Genomic DNA, 23449 nt, shown 5'->3' on the forward strand with positions numbered 1-23449 from the left:
GGCCCGGTGCGAGGAAGTTCGTGCCCGCAGAGGGGCGCGAACAGGAAGCTCACCGAGTGATTGCCTCGCCGTCTGAGTCTGTCGCTATTTCGTTGGCGGGCGCTTCGCCGGACGACCCACCGCCATGGATACCTTCGAACGTTCCCTTGACCATTTCTCGGCCCGACTGAATGGCGATGTAGAGCACTGGCGTCAGGATCACGCCGAGCGTACTTGCGAAAGCCATACCGCCGAAAACGGCGATCCCGATGGCTTGCTGGCTGCCGGCACCTGCGCCCGAGGCCAACATGAGCGGCACAACACCAAGCAGGAAGGAGAGAGCTGTCATCATCACGGCCCGGAAGCGCAGGTTGGCGGCTTTCATCCCGGCCTCGAAGATGGATTCGCCGCTCGCGCGCAGGCCCATGGCGAATTCGACGATCAGGATAGCATTTTTCGCCCCGAGACCGACCAGCATGATCATCCCGATCTGCGTGTAGAGGTTCACATCGCTCCCTGCGATGTTCACCGCCACATAGGCCCCCAGCAGCGCGACCGGCACGGTCAACAAAATCGCCACCGGCATGGACCAGCTTTCGTATTGGGCCACGAGGAAGAGATAGGCAAAGGTGATCGCCAGCGCGAGAATGATGATCACAAGGCCGCCGGCCTCCAGTTCCTGCAGTGCCGAGCCGGTCCATTCGAAGCTGTAGTTTGGCGGCAGGGTTTCGGCGAGCACCTCCTCCATCACCTGGATCGCCTGACCGGTGGAGTATCCGTCTGCCGTGTTGGCCGTAAGCGAGGCGGCGCGGTAGAGGTTGTAGCGCAGCACGTTCATCGGGCCGATCTCGGTGCCAACATTGACGAGCGTTCTGAGCGGAACCATTTCGCCCGTCTGCGAGCGCACATAGAGGTCGCCGATATCGTCCGCCGTGTTACGGAAGCGCCCCTCTGCCTGGATCTTCACCTGGTAGACACGGCCGAAAAGATTGAAGTCGTTGACGTAGATCGAGCCCAGATAAGCCTGCAGCACGCCAAAGACATCGCTGACATTCACCCCGAGCGCCTTGGCCTTCTCCCGGTCGAGATCCACGAAAATCTGGGGCACGTTGGCCCGGTACGTGGAATAGGAACGGGCGATCTCTGGCCGCTGGTTTGCCTCGAACATGACCGAGCGAAGCACGGCATTGAGATCCTGCGGCGTGCCGGCCCCGGTCTGCTGCAACTGAAGCGTCACGCCGGTGCCGCTGCCAAGGCCTGGAATCGGTGACGGGCTAAAGGTGATGATCGAGGCGGACGGCATCCTTTGCAGACGTTGCTCGATCCTGCCCCGGATCGCCTCGGCATGCAGATCGGGATCGCCGCGCTCCTCCCAGGGGTCGAGAACGACCGCGATGAAAGCGCCGTTCGTCGCCGCACCGCCGCTCAGCACGCTGAAGCCGTTGACCGTGACAAACTCGCGGACACCCGGCGTTTCGGCCAGAATACCCTCGATTTCCCTGGATACACGCTCCGTCCGGGCAATGGTCGCGGCATCCGGCAGCTGGATATCGATGGCAAAGGTGCCCTGGTCCTCGTTCGGGATAAAACCGGTCGGCGTGAGCCTGGACAATCCGCCGGTTGTGACGATCACCGCGCCGACCAGCACGAGACCGAGCAAAGAGACCCGCGCAAGCCGAACGACAATCGCAAGATAGCCATTCTTGGCCCGGTCAATGGTCCCGTCGACCAGCGCCAGAAAGCCTCGCGGCGGTCCGCTGCGGGGCTTCAGAACAAGCGTGCACATGGCTGGCGAAAGGGTGAGGGCGTTGAGAGAGGAAATCACCACCGCTGCGGAAATCGTGATGGCGAACTCGCTGTAGAGCCGGCCTGTAATCCCGGGCATGAAAGTCACCGGGACGAAAACCGCGAGCAGCACGAGCGTCGTGGCGATGATCGGCGCGGTCACCTCCTTCATCGCTTGCCGCGTCGCCTCCTTCGGCGCCATCCCCTCGGCGATGTAGCGTTCCACGTTCTCGACGACGACGATGGCGTCATCGACCACGATACCGATGGCCAGCACGAGGCCGAAGAGCGTGATCGTGTTGAGCGACATGCCGAGCGCCGACATCGCCGCGAAGGCTCCGATCAGTGAGACCGGAATGGCCACCGCCGGCACCAGCGTCGCCCTGACATTGCCGAGAAACAGGAACACGACGAGAATGACGAGAGCAAAGGCCATCATCAGCGTGCTGATCACATCGTTGATCGAACTCTCGATGAAATCGGTGTTGTTGTAGGTGATCGCGTATTTCATTCCAGCGGGAAGCGATGCTTCCAGCCGTTCCAGTTCCTTCTCGATCCCCTCAGACACCGCGAGCGCGTTCGCGCCCGGTGCCTGGTAGATCCCGATCACTGACGAAGGCCGCCCGTTGAACGTGCCGGAATACTCGTAGAACTGCGAGCCGAGTTCGACCCGGGCCACGTCCCCCACTGTCACCTGTGCGCCATCGGTCCCTGCGCGCAGCACAATATTCCTGAAATCCTCCGGGTCGTCGAGCAGGCCGCGTGCCTTGACCGTATATTGGAACTGCACGTCTTCGCCGTCCGGCGGCGCGCCGATCTGCCCGGCAGGCACGATCTTGTTCTGGTCCTGGATGGCGGCGATGAAATCGGCCGGGGTCATGCCGAGCGCTGCAAGTTTCTCCGGATCCATCCACACCCGCATGGAGTATTTCAGATTGGTCAGGACACTTGACTGGCCGACGCCCGGCACGCGCGAAAGAACATCGTTGATGTTGATCGAGGCGTAGTTGGACAGGAACAGTTCGTCGTGTTCGTCGTCGTCCGAAAAAAGCGTGATCAGCAGCAGCAGGTTGGTGCTCGACTTTTTCACCGAAACGCCGTTTCGAACGACGTCCGCGGGAAGCTGACCATTGGCCTGGGCAACGCGGTTCTGCACGTTGACCGTCGCAATGTCCGGGTCCGTGCCGACGGCAAAAGTGACGTCCATGGAATAGATGCCGCTGTCGATGCTCGACGAGCTCATGTAAATCATGTCGTCGACGCCGTTGACTTTCTCTTCGAGCGGGGCTGCGACGGACTCTTCCACCGTTTCGGCGCTGGCCCCGGTGAAAGAGGTCGAAACATTGACGACCGGCGGCGTGATGTCGGGAAATTTCTCAACCGGCAGGGTAAGATACGAGATCAGCCCGAAGAGCGTAATCACCAACGAGATGACAAGCGCGAATTTCGGACGTTCGATGAAGAAGGATGGCGACACGCAACTCACTCCTCTTCGGATGTGGGGCGGACGGGTTCGACGGGTTCGCCGATGCGCACGCGTTGCAAGCCTTCGACAATGACGATCTCACCCGGCGCGACGCCGTCGCGCACGGCCACATCGGCGCCAATCATGTCGCCAAGCTGCACGTAGCGCTGCTCGACCTCGTTGTCTTGGTCGACAACAAGCACGTAATCGCCTTTCTGGTCCTTCTGCACGGACGCCTGGGGAATGGTGTTACGGATAGAGGTTTCGGGGTCGCCGATCTCGACATTGACAAAAACACCCGGCACCAGCAGGCCAAGTTCGTTTTCGAATTGCGCGCGCAGCGAGATCGTTCCGGTTCCGGCATCGACCCGGTTGTCCACAAAGACGATGCGACCATTCTCTGGAAGCGCAAAGCCATTGGGCAACGCGACGCTGACAGTCGGGCTGATGTCCGGGTCGATGCCGCTATCGGGGTCACCGATTGCCTGAAGCACGGAGATCAAGTCACGTTCTGCGAGCGAAAAGGTCACATAGATCGGCGACATCCTCGTGAGATTGGCCAGTGGCCCGCTCGCCGGGCCTACGAGTTGTCCCTCGCTCACGGCAATCCGCCCAAGGCGCCCCTCAAAAGGAGCCGTGACCTCGGTGTATCCAAGCCGGATTTCGGCCTGTTGTGCGGCTGCTTCGGAAGCTTGCATCCGGCCCTCCGCAGCGTCCCGATTGGCGTTGGCCAGGTCGAATTCGGACTGTGGAATCGTCCCGCGCGTCAGAAGCTCGCTTTTTCGCGCCAGTTCGATTTCTGTCAGTTTCAAAGCCGCTTCTGCCTGCACGACCTCTGCACGCGCCTGCCGCAAGCCGGCCTCGTAGGGTGCGGGTTCGATGACAAACAGCCGCTCGCCATCCTCGACCGATTGCCCGTCGATCGCATCGCGCGCTTCGAGATACCCGTCAACCCGAGCAAGCAGATTGATGGATTCCATGGCCTCGACGCGACCGATAAAGCGCTCGCTTGTGCGGATCTCGCGCTGACCCACCTCGACCACAACGACGCTCGGAGCGTCTACGGAAGCGGTATCGTCGTTGTCAGAATCTTCATCGCACCCCGCAACCGCCATCAATGCGGCCAGCAAAACCAGAAATCTGCATCTGAAAGCTTGCATGTTTGTCTCTCCAGGCCATTTGAAGATCGGATTTCAAGGCGAGTTGCCCGGAGATCTCGATCCTGTCAGCTAAACGAACCAATAAACCCTTCATGGAGGCTTGATCCAAATCGCGCAACACGGAACCCCTTTGTATTGTCACTCTTCCGGCCCGAACTCTCCGATGCGCTGGAAGGTTTCAGTGGGTATCTCGGTTTCATTCAGGAGCGAATTCGCAGGATGATCGGTCCGTCCAATCTGAAGATGGGCGCTATCTTTTGAAGGCGCACGGGCGGAATTCAAGTCCGCGGCTCGGTGGGACGTTCGGAATGACAAACCCAACAAGGCCAATTGCCAAGACGATCGTCGGTTTCCTGAACGCGCGCGGCAGTAGCCCGATCATTGTTGTCACTGACGACGGCGAAATCTGCGGGCCCGAAAATGACCACGGGACCCTTACGGTCTCATTTTCCAGAGGAGTAAGGCAGCCGGTCTTCCGGTCCACACCTTCCACCGTATGACGATTCTGCTCCATTCAGGAAAAGATGTCTCGCCGGGCGAACCCCGCATTGGCGGGGCCGGGGTTTCGCACACCGGGCCTGTAGTCCCGGCCCTTCGGGCATCAATCCCTTGCGTGGGTGTCGGGGCGGCGGGTCCGCCGTCGAACCTTCTCCACGAGGACACCCGCTCTCGCAGGTTCTGACTTTGAACATGCGCTGCTTTCACAACGATGGGCATTGTCCGGTGAAGGCAAACTCCGAGCGGCTTGGCGCATCTCCTATATGGCCCCGAGCAGTAATTACTTCAGTTTCCGAACGGGATGGCACCCGATCTTCAATAGTCGCCTGGCCTGCGAGTATCACGCCGTTGCTGAGGGTCATTTCGACCGCGAAGGCATTCTCGCCGTCGCGCGTCAGCACAGTTTCGACCCGATCACCGGGGTCCGTCTCGAAATCCAGGACCAGCAGGGAAGGATCGCCATCGTCTTCTGTTTCACAGCGAAGGACGCGCGCAGGGACAGTTATCGTTTTCCCAAATACGAGCGTGATCTCGCCATTCCCGACGGGTTCGGGTTCAGGCGGACTCTTGGAATCTTCCGGGGACTCAGAGCCATCAGCCAGACTTGAGGCGGGGTCGGACGCTGCCCCCCGCCCCGACTGACGCACCGCTTCGGACACGGTCGTCGGCGCGGCTTGTACGCTGAAACTGAACGAAATCTCCTGACCGAGTGATCTGCCGTCTTCCGCGCGAAGCGTTGTCGGCACCGTTACTGTGTAGTCGCCGCCATCGCCGCGGTCGTGCGGAGCGATGGCCAGGACTGTCCCGGATGGATTGAGGGCGACTGTTGCGGGAACCGCCTTGCCGCCGGTTTCCAGCGCAATGTCACCCAGCGTGTTTTGGTCCAGAGGAACGTTGAATGCGATCCTGGCACCGATACCCCCACTCTCTTCCGCCCAAACTGACAACGGCACCAACGGGACGTCGACTTCAACCGGCAGACGGGTGCTGCGCTCGGTCACTCCGTCATAGGCGATGATCTCGAAGGCGGTTCCGAGTCCCGGCATCAACGTTGACGGATGAGGGGCAAACCGAGGTTCGGCCAGCATCACGGCGAGCGTCGTCCAATCCTGCCCATTTGCGGAGTAACGCAGGCTGTATGTGAGCCCGTCCCTTTGCCCGCCATCCCATGCCAGAACCTCGCCCGAGCGATAGGTCGCGCCGGTGGCATGCGATGTGACGACGGGCGCTGCAAGGGACGGATCGGACCGACGTTCCGCCACGACCTTTCCATCGCGCAGCAATGCGATCCGCACCGGATCGCCCGAAACGGCAACCGCCACCGCGAATGGCCAGGGTCCGGGGATCAGCGGGTCCGGCCCGACCGATGCGCGCGCGAGCAACTCGCCCCTGACCCCTTCGACGCGCAGCTCATAAGGCCCATTGGCACCAAGCGGCCTGCGCTCACCGGCCAGGCCAACGGCAGGCAAGAGCGTCGCATCTGTTCCGTCCGCAACCCCCGAAAGCATGATCCATCGCGCATCGGCCAGGTCATGGGCTGCGTCGCTCCGAACCCCATCGTCCGACAACTGCGCAAACCGGACGCGCGAGAAAACCGGGGCCTCGGCCCGGCGCCCGCGCGTATAGCGCAGCATGGCCGGCATCCGTTCGATGAGCCAGTTATACTGGTTCCCATCGATCCAGTAGTCGGCATGTGGCTCATAAATACAAGGAAACATCAGGTTCAACAGTATCTTCCGGGTTTGGGCGTTGCCGTGCTCGCTCGATTTCTGCCAACCGTCTGCTCCGTCCAGCGCGATGCGCATCCCGTCGATACCCGGCGCGGTCGTCTTGTAACCCGCCTGACAAATCTCATGCTTGTGATCGGAATCCCTGGCGTAGGGCGTATGCGGCAGGCCAAAAACATGACCGAATTCGTGCGCGACAAGCGGGCTGGCCAAGGTCCCAGGGCGTGTCACATGGCCGGGCGTGAACGTACTTATGATAATGGTGTTCTGCCCCGTCTGATCGGCATGAAGGCTGTCGAGTGGGGCGGGATCGGGATCCCCGAACCAATAGGGCTCGTCGCCGCTGCGCCGCAGTGCTTCTGACTGCTCGAACGGCGCGCGTGTGGTGCCGGTTCCGCCCATGCTCGGCGGATGATAGGACACGAGTATGTCCGCGTCCGATCCTGCGGCGAGATGTTCATGAAACAGGCGAACAAGGGCGTCCCATTCGTTGTAGTCCGCCGCCTGTCGGGCCGGGTTCCCTTTGTCATCATACAGGGAAAAGCCCTCTCCATCGCAAACCCACCAGCCTGCCCCCGGGATGCCGCATATCCAGTCCCGAAGATTGTAGCTTCCCTGAAAGCGGCCCCTGACCCGCGCCACCGGCAGGATCTGGTTGGCGAACTGCTGATCCTGGCGCGCGGCCTGCACCACCTGGCTCACTTGCCCGGACTCGACCCCCGTCCGCCATTCCGAATGTTCGGCGATATAGTAATCGAACCGGAGTTCCGCGATGTGTTCGGCGGCATAGTCGAGGGTCAGTTCCGCCACGTCAGGCGCAATCTCCACGTCCTCGGGATAATGGTTGTCCGGCCAGATTTCGGCCCTGACCTTTCGGGGATCGCGCTGCCGCGACGGGGTCCAGCCGAATAGGTTCAACGTGTGCTCTCCGAGCCGGCGGTCTTCGTCGGTGAACTGGTCGGGGCGTTCGAGCCGCCGCTGAAGATCGGGGAATACGGCGTTGTCGCGCTCGTCCAGAACCTCGGCACGCACAAGATACTCCAGAACCTGCCAGTCCGGGTGAATATCGTCGAGTTCTTCCCAGTCCACCTGGATGCGGGCGGCGGCGGGTTTTCCATGAACCAAAGGCGCGTTGCGGGTCACCTGATATATGCCGAATTGCAGGTCTTCCGGATCGACCATGGTCGAGACCGTGAAGGTATAGTCCCCCTCCAGAACCTGTCGACCGCGTCCGCGCACGCCAGACTCGCCTCCGGCGATGGAAATCTCGTATATCGTGCCCGAACGCAGCCCTTCGCGCGGTGCGATACGCAGCGACGTGTCATCCTCGATACCGTTCTTGTCCTCGAGCCCGAGTCCGAGATCGACGAAGATTAGCCCGCCATCAGGCCCGCGCGTGGTCATGGTGACCGTGCTGGAATCGAGGCTTCCTTCGGCTATGGCGTCGCTGAACTCGACGAAGAAATCCGCGCCCTCGAGGATCACATTCTCGCGCCCGCTCAACGGCTCGGTCTGAACCACCTCGAAGACTTCCGGCTCTTCGCAGAATGTCATGTTGAATTCTGCCTGCGTTTCCGGGGTATTTTCGAGCGTGAATTCCACGTCAAGGTGAATGCGATCAATATAGCCTTCGCGCTGACGCTCGTAATCGAACGTGTGGTTTCGCACGGGCAAGACCGTCGAAATGAACGGGCCGGAAAGTCGCAATGAAAAGCTCTCGTCAGTCCAGCGGGTCTGAAGATTTGCGGGGTTTTTCAGTTCCGCGCCATACCCCCCTCCCACGCCCACCACCATATCGTCACGACCTGTATCAGCCAGGCGGTTGATGAAGTTGACCGACGCATACGCCCCCGCCGGGGCGTTCCGCATTTCAACCGGGCTTACCGCGCGTATCACCCCATCATTCGGGCCGCATGGAATGTTGCCAATACTGATCTCGGAATAATCCAGCCCGTTGCCAGAGGGGATGCCGCCGATCCCCTTCTCGGAATAATCCAGATCTTTGCGATGGCGCTGGTCGTGCAGGACAAGCGCGAAGACGTTGCGGCCCTCATAGCCGCGCCGCACGAACACCGCCTGGCCGGCCAACTGACGATCGCCCTGCGATATCGAACTTCCGCTGATCGTGCCGTGCCATGTGCCGACCAGCCGACCACGGGTCAGTACGTCGTAGGCGTCCTCATAGGGGGCATTGGGATCGGTTATCTGGGCCGCGACCCGGGGCACGGCGGCGCAGGCCAACAACACGATTGCACAGACGAACGCATAATATCCTGACCACCGCATTCGCGTCCGGCTTGCCATGTATCTTACCTTGTAACTTCCTTGGCCCGAGACCGGCGCAATCAATGCCGTCCTCGGGCGCGCTGGTACCTGAACTCGTTGATCTCCCGGGTCGGCAAACACCGCCCACTCAGCCCGCTTTTCGCAGGGCCGTTTCAAATGTCCCCTCGACCGGCAGGCAATCGCTCTGGTCGGCTTCGGTGAAGAAATCGTCTTTGCGGCAGACGAGCGCCGTGAAGCTGCCCTTGGCCTTGGGTACCCCGTCATCGAAGGAGAGCGCCTCGAATACCACCTGCGTCTGGGTTCCGCTCTCGTCGCTGGAATAGAACGGTTCGTTCATGCCCTTTGGAAAATACGAAACCGTAGCTTCAGTCACGGCCGCCGAGGCGTCACTTCCCATCAGCATTATGTCCAGCGACAATACATTGGACATGATGCTTTCGGCTTGCGGGTCATGCCCTTGGATGCTGACGGTCGTTGCCGGCCCAAGCGCCCGAAATTCCGCCGTCGACGTTCCCTCGGAAGGCACATCGAGCGTCTCGCTTGTGTATGAGATATCGCCGATACGGGCATTGATCGTGCCGACGGGGATGCTCCCAACTTGTCCCAGCACCGGTTGAGAGATGCACAGTGCAAGCCCGGCAATACCCAGAACGCGCCATCTTCCATTCATTTTCATCATAAGTTCCTCTTGTGTATGGGGTTACGGGAACGACCAGCCATCCTGTTCCACGCGGAAGATGCGCAGTGGCGCATCCGGGCGGGCGGTATCACTGCGCAGACGGAAAACGGCCGTATGCGTCCGGCCGAAATTCTCGATCTCGACATTGATCGCGATCATGCCGCGAAACATGGGCTGGTCGGGGTCCGGCTTTGGATCGGATACGCTACCTTGAAAATCCTGTGCGCCGGTAAGCAGATCGGCACCGGGCGGGCGGGACCGCAGCGCCGCGATGAAGTCGCCGGAGAAGAATTCCCCGAGCACGCCCGGATCGAAGGGGCTCTGCCCCCGGGAAGGATCGGCATGGCGATACAGATCGACGACAAGGTTGCGGGCGTCGTCAATCAGGTCGTCGCCAGATCCCGCCTGCGGGCCTGTCGTCGACGCGGGCGGCGTCGCCGGCACATCCGCGGCCAACCAGGCCTCCTCGTCGCCGAAATCGGCAGTCAGATAGCGTTGTGCAACCCAGCCCGCCTTGATCATGTCTGCCGTGCGCATGAGACACCAGCGCGGCGGCAGGGCTGCTATCTCGGCTTCGGTCATGGACATGTAATACGCCGGCGGGATGAATGGCACGCATGTGATTTCTTCCAACCCCCGCTCATTATGGGCGAAGGTGTCGATCACCGGATAGTCCGTGCCGGGCCCCATGCGTACGTTCAGAATATCGTCGGATGCAACGTCCGTCACGCGCCAGGCATCGGGGCCGTGCCCGTCTATCTCGCCCCGGGCAGCGAACACGGGTAGTGAAACCGCAAGGGCGATGGCCGCTGCTCCAGGCCAGCGGGATCGTCCGGTCAGAAAGATTGTCATATCACCTCCAGGATGGCGTGGCCCGAAACCGCCCGCCCGCTGATATCAGGACAAAGGGTTCCATGGCGGCCCGGTTCGGTCGGCATCCTCGGACGCCGGTTGTCGTGACGTCTGCGGCGCGCGCCGGTGACGAGACGGTGAAATCTCCCATGATCAAATTCCCCGTATCGGTCCTGTCACGCCGGTTCGGCACTGGCGGCGGGGTCGGTCCTTTCGCCAAAGGCGCGCGCCTTGAGTGCGCGGAACTTCTTGGACATCTGCTCGAGCCGCGCCTCCCATTCGGGATCGGGCTGTTGACCCTCGATGACCTTGAAATAGACCTGCATCAGGCAGGTGATGGCGAAGGGTTCCAGAACCGCGGCCTTGACGGCCCAGGCGAACAGAAGCGCGAAGACGAACCCGCCGGCCGTCCCGGCGCCCGGCATCAGGTAGACCACCATTGCGGCAGGAGCGAGCATTACCAGGAACACCGCGAAGCTCAGGAGATAGACAAGGATCGCCAGCCAGGCGGCGTTCTTGAGCATGACCTTGTAATTCTGCCCGTAGAGTACAAGCGCATCCTGGGCCGAGCCCCAAGGATTGGTCGAGCCGGTCCTGATGGCGTGGGCAAGGATCACCTCATCGATGAACCCGACCGCGACCTGCAGGAAGGCATGCAGGATGCCGGTCAATTGCCGGGCGCCGGGTATCGGCAAGATGGTCACGATACCCCGGATCAGCCCGGTGACGGCCCGCAACACGCCCTTGATAAGCTGGTCGACGGCGAACAACACGCTGGCCTCAGCGAACCGCTCTTTGACAACCGCCCTGCCATGCTCGACCTGCGAGCGACCTTCGGGCATTGGCTTGCCATCGATCAGTTCGACAAGCACCGCGATATGACCGGCCTTGACGATGTAGAGGATATATTCGCGCGCCCAGTACATGACGGCCCCGACAAGTCCGAAGCCGATCAGACCGCCCCAGAAGGTCGCCCCCGCCTGAAAGCCGGGATCGCCCAGGGCGCCCACGCCAAACCCTATTCCCGCGCCTGCGCCGGTCACGAGGACATAGGCCAGCGTGATCCCGAAATAGACCGCCATCCGCAACACAACGAAGGGCAAGGTCTGCATCATCAGACCCATCGCCCTTGCAGCACTAAAATCCCACATGCATTCTCCGGTTACGCCAGCGCTCGTCCGGCGAGCTTCCGAAAGTATCCCGAGTCGAGCCACGCTTGAGAATAGAGCAATTGCTCTATTGACGGCGAGAAACGGCGCTACTTGCCGCCGGCAAGTGTCGCAAGCTCCGCTTTGCTGGAGACCCCGAGCTTTTCGTAGATGCGCACGACCTGATTGCGCACAGTGGATGGTGACGTGCCCAGGGTGCGCGCCACCTGCTTGTTGGTCATGCCGGATGCGAACAATCCGGCGACTTCGCGTTCGCGTGGAGACAAGCCCGAAAGGGTCGGATGGCGCGACAGGTGAACGAAGTAATTGCTTCCAAACCGGGACATGCGCGCATCGAGCAGTTCCCCGCGCCACCGTTTGCCGCGCTTGAGCACATCCATCACATCAACAGGGAGCCGCGCGCCACCCCCGCGCCACTCTTGCCTGGCCAGATCGTGAAAAAGCCCTTGGGAGCACAGCACCCAGCCCTCCCGGTCCACGAGCGCGATCGCTTCGTGCTCCATCGCCGCACGGCCGATCCACAGTTCACGGTTCATACGCAGCGCCTGGGACAGGTGCGGCATCAGCATCTGCTTGAGCATGCGCTCGGTATCGGAAAACGTCATGGACTTATTATCCGCGCACAGACCCACGAAGCTGACATAGCCGTCAGTCTTCTCCCCGACGATCGTCGCCATCATGTGCGAGGCGTCAAAGCGCCGCCAGTGCTCGTTGAAGGCCAGGCTTGCGCGATAGTCTGGAACGTCATCGAAGCGAGCGGTTGCGCCGAGACGGTCGAGCGTGAGGTCGCAGAAGGCGTCCTCTTGGGCGACAGAGTCCCACTCCCCCAATATCGCCACGCTCTGGTTGAGAACGGTCAGGTCCGTGACCAGACGGCCATCGGCAAAGCCACCGCCCCAAACCCCGAAATCGAAGTGAATGAAACGTTGCAGGTTTTTCAATACGCGGAGACGGAGTTCGTCCGGCGTACATTCAGAGGCATCATGGTAAAGTTCCAGCAGAAAATCGCTGAGTTTCGATGCGTTTTTTGGTTCACCCATAGCGACAGCTCAATCTGAAAGCGTTCCCAAAGTCTCATACCGAGCATCTACGGTACGTAAACTGCCGACAAGCGCTGATAAGATTTCTCTGAATTAATCGGCTCTAGATGTTTGATCCCACGGTTTGATGGTGCGATCTGTTCTTTGGAATGGAAGGAAGCACTATGGGACAGATACGACAAAGCTGCGCTCGTGCAAAAGATCCTTCAAGAATACTCGTCCAGATGCCCTTGCCACTGCGGACCGGAACGCAGCCGCTCGGCGCGTTTCTTGCCGATCTCCGAGGCGAACATCGTGCCAAAGGGCTGCCACCAGAACCGGACGGATTCGTGACTGACATCGATGCCGCGCTCGTGCAACAGATCTTCGACGTTGCGGAGCGAGAGCGGGAAGCGCACATACATCATGACCGCAAGGCGGATGATTTCAGGGCTGCTCTGAAAGCCCTTGAAAAGATCATGTTTGGTCATGGTCCGACGCTACGAGGCTGCCATGCCCGCCTCAACAGGAAGCGTTCTGACAATACCTGCTGGATCGCTTCAATCAGGGACCGATGCCGACATCCGCCCATTCGACCCGGGCCATTTTCATCAGCTTCGTGCCGCTGGCCTCGCCGATCGTTGGGCAGGCCTTAAGGACCGGGAACGCCTTGTAGGCCAGACGCCGGCCCGCCTCGCTGTCGGACGGATAATGCACCCCCAGCACTTCGCGGTTGCGGGCGATCCGGGTGGCCATGTCGAACAGGGCGTTGCGTTTGACACCGTTTGAATGGGTCTTTTCCATCAGCCGAATTGCCCCAACTGTCGTCATCGCCTCGTTCAGGCACAACGCCAGCAGCCAGGCCTCGGTGGCGTGAGCACTCGGGTAGGAGGCATGCTGTGGCACGTCGATGGGCGGCGCGATGCCGGGATGCAGCTGCGACGGGCGCGGACGGTTGAATTTTTTCTTGAAGTGAAAGGCCAGGAATTGCGCCACCGTTACCGCGATATGCGCCAGGTAATAGGTATTGGGGTGCGACAGGTATGTGAACGGTACGATGCCTTGGAAATAGCCGATCACCGTACGGCGCTGCTGCAAAGCCTCCTCGATTACGCCGGGGCGGTATTCGATCAGGCCAATCAGTTCGATCAGTTCGTCCGCACGATTGAATGGTTTTTCGTCGAACCCGAAATCGTCATCTTTTTCGAGTATTGTTTCATCGCTTGCAGCATCGTCTTTCCAGTTCGGCTTCTCCAGCTGCAAACCGGTCCAGTCCGGTTTCCCGGATGCATCGGACGAATTTTCCGCAAATTCCGACAGGAACGCCACCGCCTCGTTGCCGGGCGACCAGTGTTTGAACTTGGCGTTCTTGAAGCTCTCGTAGATCGCGTGCAGGCGCACCGGATCGCCGGTGCCATCCTGCGCCTCGGGGTTGGTGGGCGGCCAGGCATTGCCGGGCCACCAGCGGTCTTCCACCTTGGCGGTGTCATCGCCGTCGCTGATCACATGCGGCGAGATACCGAGTCCGAGATAATTCGGGCTGCCGCCATAGCCGGCGCTGTCCCGTGCATCGCGCGCGTCACGGGCATCGCGCGCATCCCTGGCATCCCTGGCATCACGTGCGTCGCGCGCATCCATGCTTCCAATCGGTCCGGAGGGTCCTGTCATGGCAATGTCCTTTCTCTTGAAACACCGGTCGTCTGAAAATCCATGTCACTCGGGCACGCCGGCCCGCTGCAGCCTCTCGAAAAACAAGTCCGCCTTTTCCGGGTCGCTGTAGAGACGATGCGCTCCGCGGTAGAGCGCCAACGAGAACCCCGGTTCAAGTTCAAGAAGCCGGCCCGCGGCGGCGCTCGCGGCGGCGTGCTCGCCCAAGGCCTCCTGCGCGACGGCGAGTGCGCGCAGACCGCTGGTATAGCGCGGGTTTTCGGCCAGACCCATCGACAGCCACTTGACCGCGCTCTGATAGTCCCCGGCATCGTAATGCACGATGCCCAGAAAGACGTAGTATTGAAACAGCCGCGGATCGAATGGCGACAGGCGCAACGCCCGTTCCGCCGCCGCGATACCCTCTTCGGCACGGCCCAGGCTGGACAACGTCACGCTTGACAGCAGCCAAGCGGTCGAACTGCTGGGATTGGCCTGCCGCGCCCGGTCCAGATAGGTGAGCGCGGTGTCGAAATCGCCGAACATGAAGGCCTGCACGTGCCCGAACGTGGCCAACGCTCGCGCGTCCATATCATCAAGGCGGATCGCTTGCTGGGCCAGGACCGCTGCCCTCTCGGCCTCCCCGGCCGGATCACCGGACCAGCCCTGACCGACGTTAAGACTGTGCCAGCGCGCGGCCCAGGCGAAAGGCGGCGAAAAGGTCGGATCGCCGTCCATCGCGCTTTGCAAATGTATGCGCGCCTCTCGGAAAGGACCGGGTTCCAGACTGCCGATGAGATCCAGCGCACGCAGATAGCTGTCATAGGCGGTGAAGGAGGCCGGCGCCTTGCGCAGCGACCGGCGCCGCTCGGCCGCCCGCAGACCCGGCAGCAGGTGCGAGAGGGCCGCCTCGACGATTTCGTCCTGCACCGCAAAGGTATCGGCGTCGACGAAATCGCGCCGGAGACTGGCCAGCACCTGGCCGTTCTGCGTGTCGAGCAATTCGGCCGACAGCCGATATTGCGGCCCCGCCTGCCTTAGGACCCCGGTGATCAGGTAGCGCACGCCCAGCACCTCGGCGAGCGACTGCGGATTGGCGGGCTGGTTCGCGAATGCCAGAGTCGAGGATCGCGAGATCACCGTCAGATCATTCAGCCGAGACAGCCGCGAAATGATGTCTTCGACGATGCCGGAAGCGAAATAACCATCCGAGTCCTGTCCGTCGCCGCTGAAGAACGGCATCACGGCGATCGATGGCAGGCTTGTCTGCTCCGAAGCGACGATGATCGTCGGGCGACCGTCGGTGACAAGTTCATAGGCGGTGACCGTCTTCTTCATCTTGCGCAGGGCCAGGCTGCCCAGCGGTCGGGTCTCCAGTTCCGGATCGTCGACGATCCACTCGCGGACCGCCTCGGTCAGGATCACACCACCCACCGGCGCATGTTCCTGCAGTCGGGCAGCAATGTTCACGCCGTCCCCCAGCAGATCATTGCCGTCGCGCAGGACGCGACAGTAATTCAACGCCGCACGCAGCATCAGGCCGTGGCGACGGCGACGGGATTCCATCTGGACCTCTCGTACCCAACGTACCGCGTCGACCGGCTTGTCGAAGGTCACGAGAACGCCGTCGCCTGTCGAATTGATCAGGTTTCCGCCATGATTGCGCAGAAGTGGGATCAGCGTCTCGGATCGCAGCGAAATCCACCGATGATAGGTTCCATCCTCGTCGGACTGCATCATCTGCGAGAACCCGACCACATCGACGAAACACACGCAGGTGCTGTGACTGTCGGCGCGAAACTTCGCATCAGGTTCTTCCAGAATCTTCACGCGACTTCCAGCGGCGCTCCTGGCCGGCGGCAACGGGGATCGCGCCTTCACGTTACCCCGCTGTGAATGCGCGGAAGAACAATTCTGCTGAAAATACCTGCGGCGTTGAAACATTGGCTCGCCTTCCCGCGTGCATTATGCGTCGATTCGCGATAAAAGTTAACGACGAGGTATGAATTGCGAATGGGTAACGACCCGGCAGCGCGACGATGGCAAGACATTCGGTGACTTTCGAGCGATAGATCCGTGTGAAAGGTAGCTCGATGCCCGTCAAACTGTTCCTGTTCGAAAAAAACATGGCAACTCTAAACGCCGCTTTGGCCAAACGCGCCGATGAACTTGGCCAAGAATGGCTGAAGTTGGCGAACCTGATAGAGAAATACGCACACGAAAGCTTTGTTCCTGGCGACGAGTACGGTTTCAACAATCCCAGCGACATGAAGGAAATCGACGGCAAGCGTCTCTTTGAAGCCGATGACAGACCGGACCTTGGCTTCGGCGTACCGCTGGTTCTGCCTGATCGCGAAACCGCGCGAAACCTTCTGGAGGTACTGGAACCGGTGCGGTCATCTGAAGGTGGGCAGATCATCAGTTGCGAACTGACGCCGATGACCGCCGAACTGGCGCCCGAGGGGCAGCATTGGTGTGCGGGCAGAGGCCAGGGATACAGCTTTGGTAACCGTGCCGCGGCGCGTCGCCTGATCGGAGCAGATCGCCTGAAAGCCAAGGGACTGCGCGGCAAGGGCGTGCATGTCTTTGTCGTCGATCAGGGTCTAAACCAATCCTATATCGAGCGGCTGGGCGGCAACTTCGCCACCGGGGTTCCCTGGGAAACGGACAATAAGGTCAAGGTGCCTGGCGAGGAAAAGGCGCCGTATCTGCCAGTAGAACGCGGACACGGCGGCATGCTGGTGCGGTCGCTGATCGATCTGGCTCCGGAAAGCAAAATCTACGACTTTCCCCTGATCCCGCGACGCATCACCGGTTCCGATTTTTTTGGCCTGAACGCGACCTATGCCTTCTGGATCATCCGGCTGCTTTGCGACACGCTGGCGGGGCCTTGGGTGATCCTGAATGCTTGGGGGTTGGTCGACCGCTTTGCCGAAACCGTGCGCGGCGGTTACAGCAACAACCGCAATCACTGGCTGAACATCCTGATCGCCAGCATCGGCACGAGACACGATGTCATTTTCGCTGCCGGCAACAACGGTCAGTTCTGCGGTGACCCCCGCGCCACTGGCTACGACCTTGGCCCAGGCCGCAGCATCTTTGGCGCCAACGGATTGCCCGAGGTCTACAGCGCCGGTGCGGTGCGCACCGACGGCACTTGGGTCGGCGCGGCGTCGCAGGGACCCGGACCGTCGGGCTTCGCGGTTTCGACCGGTATTCCGGTGCAAAAACCCGATCTCGCAGCGCCCAGTTGGTTCAACGAGGATCGCGACGCGGCCCTGCGTAGCGGAGGGACTTCCTCGGCCGCTGCGGTTCTCGCCGGGGTAGTTGCTGCCCTGCGGTCACACCCCGAACTCGGCTCTATGACGCCCGCTGCGCTGCGCCAGCACCTGCGGGGCAACAGCAGACCGACCAATGGGCCGGGATGGAGCAGGCGCACTGGCACCGGGATCGTCAACCTCACCGACGTCCTTTGATCGCTTTCCACATTGCGATGCGACAGAGGGAAGCGAACGTAGAACATTGCCCCCAAGGCGGATTATCTCGGGGCTGGTCTTGAAGTACTAGAAAGGCGAAGGCTTGGTCATCGGCAAATTCTACGAAAGCACCCTGCCCGCCTTAAGCCTGTTTAGTCTGACAAGTCCCGTTTCAGCCTTGAGCCTGCCAGTTCCCTGTCTACTCAATTCTGATATGTAAGCGGCGGAGCAATACTTGGCCACGGCAGCGGCGGCATTGTGCGGTCGCGGGCGACGTAAGAGTCGGCCACTTTTGCCTTTCGGTTTTCGGGAGGGCTTGGGGATATACACCGTGGATTTGTAATTGAAGGTGCGTCAGGCTCATTTTCAAGATGGCTTGAGCCGACGCCAGATTGCCTGGGATTTTGGCATCAGCCGGGACAGTGTTGCGAAGAAGTTGGCCTATTCAGAGCCGCTCGGGTGTCGGCGGACGGCCTCGATCAAGCGCCCGAAGCTGGATGCGTTCACCGGCCAGATCGACCAATGGCTTGCCGAAGACAAGGTCCGGCCACGCAAGCAACGCCACACCACAAGGCGTATCTTTGAGCGGCTGCGCGACGAGTGCGGTTTTGGTGGCGGGTACACCATCGTCAAAGGCTACGCCCGGGCCAGGAAGCGCTCCGGCAAGGAGATGTTGTGCTACTGTCGCATCCGGCGGGGCATGCGCAGGCCGATTCTGGTGAAGCGCATGTCGTGATCGGCAGCGTTGAGCAGAAGGCACACTTCTTTGCCCTTGATCTGCCGCACAGCGATGCGTGCTATGTTCGGGCCTATCCCGCCGCGACGACCGAGGCCTTCCCGTTCGTGTATCGCGCAGCATTCTCGGAAGCCGAGTGACAGCAGCACGGGGCGAAGCTGTCGTCGATCCGATCGCTCAATCGCGGATATCGTCGTGCCGGCACATCGCTTCGGCCTTGAAGGCTTGGTTCAGGCGAAACCGAGGCGCTCGAAGCTCGAAAGAAGCTTCTGACGGTATTTCTCGTCCCGAAACGGAAAGGAATGAAAAAAATGTGCTGCGCGAGCATCGTCCCGCAACTGCCTTGTACGCGCCGCCCAACGCTCGGCCGTTGCCGTATTGCCAGCAAGCTCGTTTGCCGCGGCCGCAATCATCGGAATGAAGTAGTGCACGCCGGGTTCCTGATTTGCGCGTTCTGACAGGCGGACCGCCTCCTGGTGGTCGTCACGCAGTATCGCCGACAACGCCAAGGTCGAGAACATCGCATATGCCAACGGATCAAGCGGGCTCAGCCGCAGCGCGGTCTTGCTGGCTTCCGCCCCGTCCTCCGCGTAGCCGCCAAGGACCTGCATCAACCCCAGATTATAGTGCGACTGCGCGAAATTCGGATTGATGGCCAAAGAGCGGCCGAACCAATCCATCCCTTCCTCCAAGGCGCCCTGAAGCCACTTCGCCCGTGCCATGTTGAAGGCGGCGAAGGGTTCCCGCGGGTCGATGGTCAGGGCCTTTTCCGCCGCTGCAATCGCGTCCGAGATCGGTTGCGCGCGGTCTTCCCCAAGCTGCATGAACGCGTTTTGCCAGTGAACGAAGGACTTCGCGGCATGGGCCCGCGCGAATTCGGGGTCGAGCGAGATGGCCGTGTCGAAATGTTCCCCGGCGACAAGATTGCTGCCGGTATCGAAGCGGTAGAGATGCGTGATGCCGAGATGGAAATGCGTCCAGGCATCGAACTGCGCCTTGGACAGTTTCCGGGCCGACAAGGATTCGTGCTTGGGTATCTCCAGTTCGAGCGAGGAGATAATCGCCGAAACGATCTGCGACCGTTGCGTCTGAAGATCCGACAGGTTGCAGGCAAACCGCTCTGCCCAGATCAGACCGAAATCATCCGCGGATTGCAGTTCGACCGAGATCGTCGCCAGTTCTCCCACCGTCTCGACCATGCCGGTCACCAGATAGCGTACGGATAGGGCTGCCGCAATTTCGGCGGGGTCGGCTGTGTCCGGGTCGAACCGAAAAGACGAGCCGCGCGCGATCATGTGCAGCCAGCCAATCCGCGAGAGGCAGGTTATCAATTCAGCCGCAAGGGCAGAGGCGATCTGTGACGCCAATCCCTCGCCGCCTACGCTTTGAAAACGCAGAACCGCGAGGCTGGGCCGGCCGGCGCCCGGTTGGTCGTTGTCCACAGGTGTTTCGCATGGTGTGGCTTCCGGCCCGGTGGCTGCGCGCGTAGGGGTCGGCTGCTCAAGCTCGGCGACAAAGCGAAATCCGCGCCCATGGATCGTTCGGATGGCGTTCTGGGTGCTGCCATCATCGCCTACAGCACGGCGCGCCAGCTTGATCGAGGTCGAGACAGTAGCATCCGAAACATGGCGCCCGTCCCAGACGGCCTCGACCAGCTCGTCTCGTGTGACCACGCGATCGGCATGCGCGATCAGATGCGCGAGCACGGCAAAAGTCTGGCGCTCCACGTGAATCTGGCCGTCCGGCCCGATCAGTTCCGCGGTTCGCAGATCGAGTGTGTAGTCGCCGAAACGCCAGTACATGCACAGAATCCTATGGGATTCCCGGTCAAACGCAAACGAAACTCACGAAAAAACCACACCGACCTCAAGCGGCATATCGCGGCATGGGCGACAAGGGGACCATCGAAACAACTGGCAGGTCGCCGGTTACAGAAAAGGAAACCATCTCATGAATATCCAGACAGACGTGGCCCCCGACTACACCGCCATCAAGGCCAAGCAGAACGGCGCCTGGGCCTCTGGCGACTATGCCGTCGTCGGCACCACGCTGCAGATCGTGGGCGAACGCCTGGCCGAACGCCTCGATCTCGTCCCCGGCGCCTCCGTACTCGACGTTGCCGCTGGCAACGGCAATGCCACCCTCGCCTTCGCGCGCCGCTTTCACGAGGTGACCTCCACCGACTACGTTCAGGATCTCCTCGACAAGGGCGAGGCGCGGGCGCGGGCCGAGGCGACGCGAGTGTCGTTTCAGATCGCCGATGCCGAGGCGCTGCCTTTCGCCGACGAAAGCTTCGATGCGACGGTTTCCACCTTCGGCGTCATGTTCGCCCCTAACCAGCAGGCTGCGGCGCGCGAACTGCTGCGGGTGATCCGCAAGGGCGGACGGATCGGTATGGCCAACTGGACGCCCGCGGGCTTCGTCGGCCAGCTCTTCAAGACGCTGGGCGGGCATGTGGCGCCACCGGCGGGCGTGAAATCTCCGGCGCTCTGGGGCGACGCGGCATGGCTCCACGAGACGTTCGAGGCGGCCGATGCGGTCGAAATCAAGTTGAAAACTTTCAACTTCCGCTACCGCGCCCCGGAACATTTCATCGACGTGTTCCGCACGCTCTATGGCCCCGTTCACAAGGCGTTCCTGGCGCTGGACGACACCGGACGCGCGGCGCTCGAGGCCGACATGCTGGCGCTGATCGATCGCTTCAACGTCGCGAGCGATGGTTCGGTGAAGATTCCCGGCGAATACGCCGAGGTCGCGATCCGGAAGTAAACGACCATGAAAACGCGCCGGTGCCAGATGGTACCGGTGCTGGATTCCCACCGGGAGATTGATATCTGGAGCTGTCATTATGGCGTGTTCAACGGTCGTAAATGGGAGCAGGAAATTTACCCGGTCGTTCGAAACTCGATCTTGGCCATGCATCGAGGTCGAGGTGCAATGTCTGTCCAGACGGTGATCGCTCGGGGCCGGCCACATTTGTGCTTGGATCCTGCGAAAGTTCACGCGCGAAACCGATCCAGACCGACTCCCCGAAGAGCCCTCATTTCTTGGCGTCAGGACCCGTTGATTATTGCTTAGCTGTTCAGTCCCGGCAACTGTTGGACCAGATCGCCAACGAGTCTGTCTGGTTCTGACGTCCGAACTTTGCAAATCTTTTTGTAGGGGCTGGCCGCTGTGAGAATCGCCAGAAGTCATGGCGGAATAGTCCGCACGGATGCATCTGGTCGAACTGGTCCTGACACAATTCTTCTGCTTGCTCGGCAAAGCTGTGCAGGGAGACATGTGGCAGGACGTCGTCACGACCTATGCGTTGTTGGTTGCATCGTCCGTCGCGGAACCATCTTTGACAAACCGGCATCGGCCATGCCGGACGCCGAGCGATGATATCTCCGAACCGTGCAGGCGATGAATTCAAGGGAGAAACCCAACATTCGTATCCGTCCGCTGACGCCGCACTGACGGGCGGAATCCGAGGCTGATAGTGTCCACCATCGATAGTGGACATCATGAGGCACTCCATGGCGGGCAAGAAGGGCCAGAAGAAGCGGTTCTGGGCGGACGAAGAGAAGCGGTCGATCTGCGCGCAGGCTTTGGCCCCTGCCAAAGGCGCGGCCATACCTCGAGAACGGACAGCTGGAATTGGACAACAATATCTGCGAGCGGTCAATCAGACCCCTGACCGTCGGCAGGAAAAATTACCTCTTCATGGGCTCAAAAGGTGGCGGCAAGGCCGCAGCGATCGCCTACACGCTCATCGAAACCGCCCGCATAAACGGCGTCAATCCCGAAGCTTGGCTTACATGGGTTCTCAAGCGTATCGCCGATCACAAGATCAACCGGCTCGACGAACTGCTTCCATGGAACTGGACGCCGCAATAGGCGTCAAGTGCGTAGTCGGACGGATACGGAATATGGCCTCTGACTCAAAGTTGATGCACCTTGGTGGCTAAGATGCCGTGACGAGGCGTGCCCTGAGCAGATCTATGTTGGCGCGGCCATGGCTCCTCCTGGAGCTGTCAGACAGGTGCTGCCAGACTGACCTGCCCCCGAGGGTCCCTCGTTCATAACGAGAGTCTGCGGGTCGGGTTGCCATTCTCGTCTTCCAGCGCCCGTAACTTCGCGACGTCCGACACTTCCATGCCGCCGTACTTCGACTTGAACTTGTAGAACGTACCCTGGCTGAGACCATGCTTGCGGCGCACCTCCGCTGTCGGCATCCCAGCCTCTTGTTCTTTGATCATCCCGATAATCTGGGCTTCCGTCAAACGGCTCTTTCGCATTCGTTTGCTCCTTCAAAAGGTTGAGCAAACTCTACATCACAATGCGGGAGATTTCGGGGGACAGGTCAGGGAAACCGAATGTACAGCATCACCGCCAGGCGAATGATTTCGGGGCTGCTGTGAAAGCCCTTGAACGGGTCAGGTTTTGTCATGAGTGAAAGCTACGAAACTGCCCTGCCCGCCTCAACTCAAATCCTTCTGACAAGGCCCTGACGTCAGACAGCCGGACCTACCCTAGCAAGGGTTCGTAAACCGGAGTGAGTGCTTCACGGTCGTCGAGATTGGCCGTCGCAAAATAAATTGCGCCAAGCTGGCGATTTACGACAAAAAAGGTCAAATTTCCTTCCTTGATTTCAGGAGGCTTGATCGCGCTGAAATCGGGGGCTGCGTAGTTGGACAGTTGGAAGGTACCCTCGACCCAATCGGCGTCAGGATCTTCGGAGGCGAGGCGCTGCTTGTACCAATCGGCAAAGGCCGCAGTGTCTTCAATGATTGCATAGGTTTGCTCATGCGCCAAATGGTTCAGGGCCTTGGCGCACTGATTTGCGCTCGCCGCATCTTTCAGGCCGGGCACCAACTCCAGCAATGCCTTGGGATCCTCGGCTTCGATCCCGTCAACAATAACGACAGGTGCGCCCTCATCATCAAACGAAAGCAATATCTGGGGGGCCTGAGCCATTCTGCGTCCTCT

At 60.7% G+C, this 23449-nt stretch carries 14 protein-coding genes and 5 pseudogenes; 5 read left to right on the forward strand and 14 right to left on the reverse strand.

Annotated elements, in window-relative coordinates:
- Window positions 1-49 precede the first annotated feature (49 nt).
- From QO034_RS19395 to QO034_RS19440, 10 genes and pseudogenes are all read right to left on the reverse strand, one after another.
- On the reverse strand, window positions 50-3241 hold the full coding sequence (locus tag QO034_RS19395; protein WP_284487190.1) for an efflux RND transporter permease subunit: 3192 nt from the start codon (window positions 3239-3241) through the stop codon (window positions 50-52).
- Window positions 3242-3246: 5 nt separating this feature from the next.
- Complete coding sequence (locus tag QO034_RS19400; RefSeq protein WP_284487191.1) at window positions 3247-4389, reverse strand: efflux RND transporter periplasmic adaptor subunit; 1143 nt, start codon at window positions 4387-4389, stop codon at window positions 3247-3249.
- A 701-nt stretch (window positions 4390-5090) separates the two neighbouring features.
- Window positions 5091-8900 carry an Ig-like domain-containing protein gene (locus QO034_RS19405; protein ID WP_284487192.1) on the reverse strand — a complete coding sequence of 1270 codons (3810 nt, stop codon included), beginning with the start codon at window positions 8898-8900 and terminating at the stop codon, window positions 5091-5093.
- A gap of 127 nt (window positions 8901-9027) precedes the next feature.
- Entirely contained in the window at window positions 9028-9579 is a 552-nt protein-coding gene (locus QO034_RS19410) for a hypothetical protein (protein WP_284487193.1), read from the reverse strand.
- A 21-nt stretch (window positions 9580-9600) separates the two neighbouring features.
- Window positions 9601-10431, reverse strand: a complete 831-nt coding sequence (locus QO034_RS19415) for an SH3 domain-containing protein (protein ID WP_284487194.1) — start codon at window positions 10429-10431, stop codon at window positions 9601-9603.
- Window positions 10432-10607: 176 nt separating this feature from the next.
- A complete protein-coding gene (locus QO034_RS19420; protein WP_284487195.1) occupies window positions 10608-11582 on the reverse strand; it encodes a hypothetical protein in 975 nt (324 codons plus the stop codon).
- Between the two features lie 107 nt (window positions 11583-11689).
- The gene (locus tag QO034_RS19425; RefSeq protein ID WP_284487196.1) at window positions 11690-12640 is read right to left on the reverse strand and encodes a helix-turn-helix transcriptional regulator; all 951 of its coding nucleotides are present in this window, start codon (window positions 12638-12640) and stop codon (window positions 11690-11692) included.
- A gap of 316 nt (window positions 12641-12956) precedes the next feature.
- Window positions 12957-13110, reverse strand: a pseudogene (locus QO034_RS19430) (IS6 family transposase); the annotation flags it as partial.
- A gap of 73 nt (window positions 13111-13183) precedes the next feature.
- Window positions 13184-14287: a phosphatase PAP2 family protein gene (locus QO034_RS19435; RefSeq protein WP_284487197.1), complete on the reverse strand. Its 1104-nt coding sequence runs from the start codon at window positions 14285-14287 to the stop codon at window positions 13184-13186.
- Window positions 14288-14332: 45 nt separating this feature from the next.
- Window positions 14333-15883: a tetratricopeptide repeat protein gene (locus QO034_RS19440; RefSeq protein WP_284487198.1), complete on the reverse strand. Its 1551-nt coding sequence runs from the start codon at window positions 15881-15883 to the stop codon at window positions 14333-14335.
- 476 nt (window positions 15884-16359) lie between these two features.
- Between QO034_RS19440 and QO034_RS19445 the strand changes: the two genes are divergently transcribed.
- Together QO034_RS19445 and QO034_RS19450 are read left to right on the forward strand one after the other, a co-directional pair.
- Window positions 16360-17742: a S8 family serine peptidase gene (locus tag QO034_RS19445; RefSeq protein ID WP_284487199.1), complete on the forward strand. Its 1383-nt coding sequence runs from the start codon at window positions 16360-16362 to the stop codon at window positions 17740-17742.
- Between the two features lie 343 nt (window positions 17743-18085).
- Window positions 18086-18579, forward strand: a pseudogene (locus QO034_RS19450) (IS21 family transposase); the annotation flags it as partial.
- A gap of 129 nt (window positions 18580-18708) precedes the next feature.
- On the opposite strand, the gene QO034_RS19455 reads toward QO034_RS19450, so the two are convergent.
- Window positions 18709-20280, reverse strand: coding sequence for a winged helix-turn-helix domain-containing protein (locus QO034_RS19455; protein WP_284487200.1), 1572 nt, complete (start codon window positions 20278-20280; stop codon window positions 18709-18711).
- Between the two features lie 148 nt (window positions 20281-20428).
- Here QO034_RS19455 and QO034_RS19460 point away from each other — a divergent pair, with 148 nt between their 5' ends.
- From QO034_RS19460 to QO034_RS19470, 3 genes and pseudogenes are all read left to right on the forward strand, one after another.
- Window positions 20429-21247 (forward strand): class I SAM-dependent methyltransferase, encoded by an 819-nt coding sequence (locus tag QO034_RS19460; RefSeq protein WP_284487201.1) that lies wholly within the window; start codon window positions 20429-20431, stop codon window positions 21245-21247.
- 27 nt (window positions 21248-21274) lie between these two features.
- Window positions 21275-21556: a hypothetical protein gene (locus QO034_RS19465; RefSeq protein WP_284487209.1), complete on the forward strand. Its 282-nt coding sequence runs from the start codon at window positions 21275-21277 to the stop codon at window positions 21554-21556.
- A gap of 537 nt (window positions 21557-22093) precedes the next feature.
- A pseudogene (locus tag QO034_RS19470) lies at window positions 22094-22357 on the forward strand (transposase domain-containing protein); the annotation flags it as partial.
- 188 nt (window positions 22358-22545) lie between these two features.
- Here QO034_RS19470 and QO034_RS19475 read toward each other — a convergent pair.
- The 3 genes and pseudogenes from QO034_RS19475 to QO034_RS19485 all read right to left on the reverse strand — a co-directional run.
- A pseudogene (locus QO034_RS19475) lies at window positions 22546-22758 on the reverse strand (transposase); the annotation flags it as partial.
- A 68-nt stretch (window positions 22759-22826) separates the two neighbouring features.
- Window positions 22827-22910: pseudogene (locus QO034_RS19480) on the reverse strand (IS6 family transposase); the annotation flags it as partial.
- Between the two features lie 77 nt (window positions 22911-22987).
- Window positions 22988-23437, reverse strand: coding sequence for a hypothetical protein (locus QO034_RS19485; RefSeq protein ID WP_284487202.1), 450 nt, complete (start codon window positions 23435-23437; stop codon window positions 22988-22990).
- Window positions 23438-23449 lie beyond the last annotated feature (12 nt).

It is taken from the genome of Sedimentitalea xiamensis (genome assembly GCF_030164465.1).
Lineage (GTDB): Bacteria > Pseudomonadota > Alphaproteobacteria > Rhodobacterales > Rhodobacteraceae > Sedimentitalea > Sedimentitalea xiamensis.

Bases quoted from the DNA above. Each gene is read 5' to 3' on its own strand.
- QO034_RS19435 (WP_284487197.1), bottom strand. From the start codon at position 14,287: ATGACAGGACCCTCCGGACCGATTGGAAGCATGGATGCGCGCGACGCA.
- QO034_RS19420 (WP_284487195.1), bottom strand. From the start codon at position 11,582: ATGTGGGATTTTAGTGCTGCAAGGGCGATGGGTCTGATGATGCAGACC.
- QO034_RS19465 (WP_284487209.1), top strand. From the start codon at position 21,275: ATGGTACCGGTGCTGGATTCCCACCGGGAGATTGATATCTGGAGCTGT.
- QO034_RS19425 (WP_284487196.1), bottom strand. From the start codon at position 12,640: ATGGGTGAACCAAAAAACGCATCGAAACTCAGCGATTTTCTGCTGGAA.
- QO034_RS19460 (WP_284487201.1), top strand. From the start codon at position 20,429: ATGAATATCCAGACAGACGTGGCCCCCGACTACACCGCCATCAAGGCC.
- QO034_RS19415 (WP_284487194.1), bottom strand. From the start codon at position 10,431: ATGACAATCTTTCTGACCGGACGATCCCGCTGGCCTGGAGCAGCGGCC.
- QO034_RS19400 (WP_284487191.1), bottom strand. From the start codon at position 4,389: ATGCAAGCTTTCAGATGCAGATTTCTGGTTTTGCTGGCCGCATTGATG.
- QO034_RS19455 (WP_284487200.1), bottom strand. From the start codon at position 20,280: ATGTACTGGCGTTTCGGCGACTACACACTCGATCTGCGAACCGCGGAA.
- QO034_RS19410 (WP_284487193.1), bottom strand. From the start codon at position 9,579: ATGATGAAAATGAATGGAAGATGGCGCGTTCTGGGTATTGCCGGGCTT.
- QO034_RS19405 (WP_284487192.1), bottom strand. From the start codon at position 8,900: ATGCGGTGGTCAGGATATTATGCGTTCGTCTGTGCAATCGTGTTGTTG.
- QO034_RS19485 (WP_284487202.1), bottom strand. From the start codon at position 23,437: ATGGCTCAGGCCCCCCAGATATTGCTTTCGTTTGATGATGAGGGCGCA.
- QO034_RS19445 (WP_284487199.1), top strand. From the start codon at position 16,360: ATGCCCGTCAAACTGTTCCTGTTCGAAAAAAACATGGCAACTCTAAAC.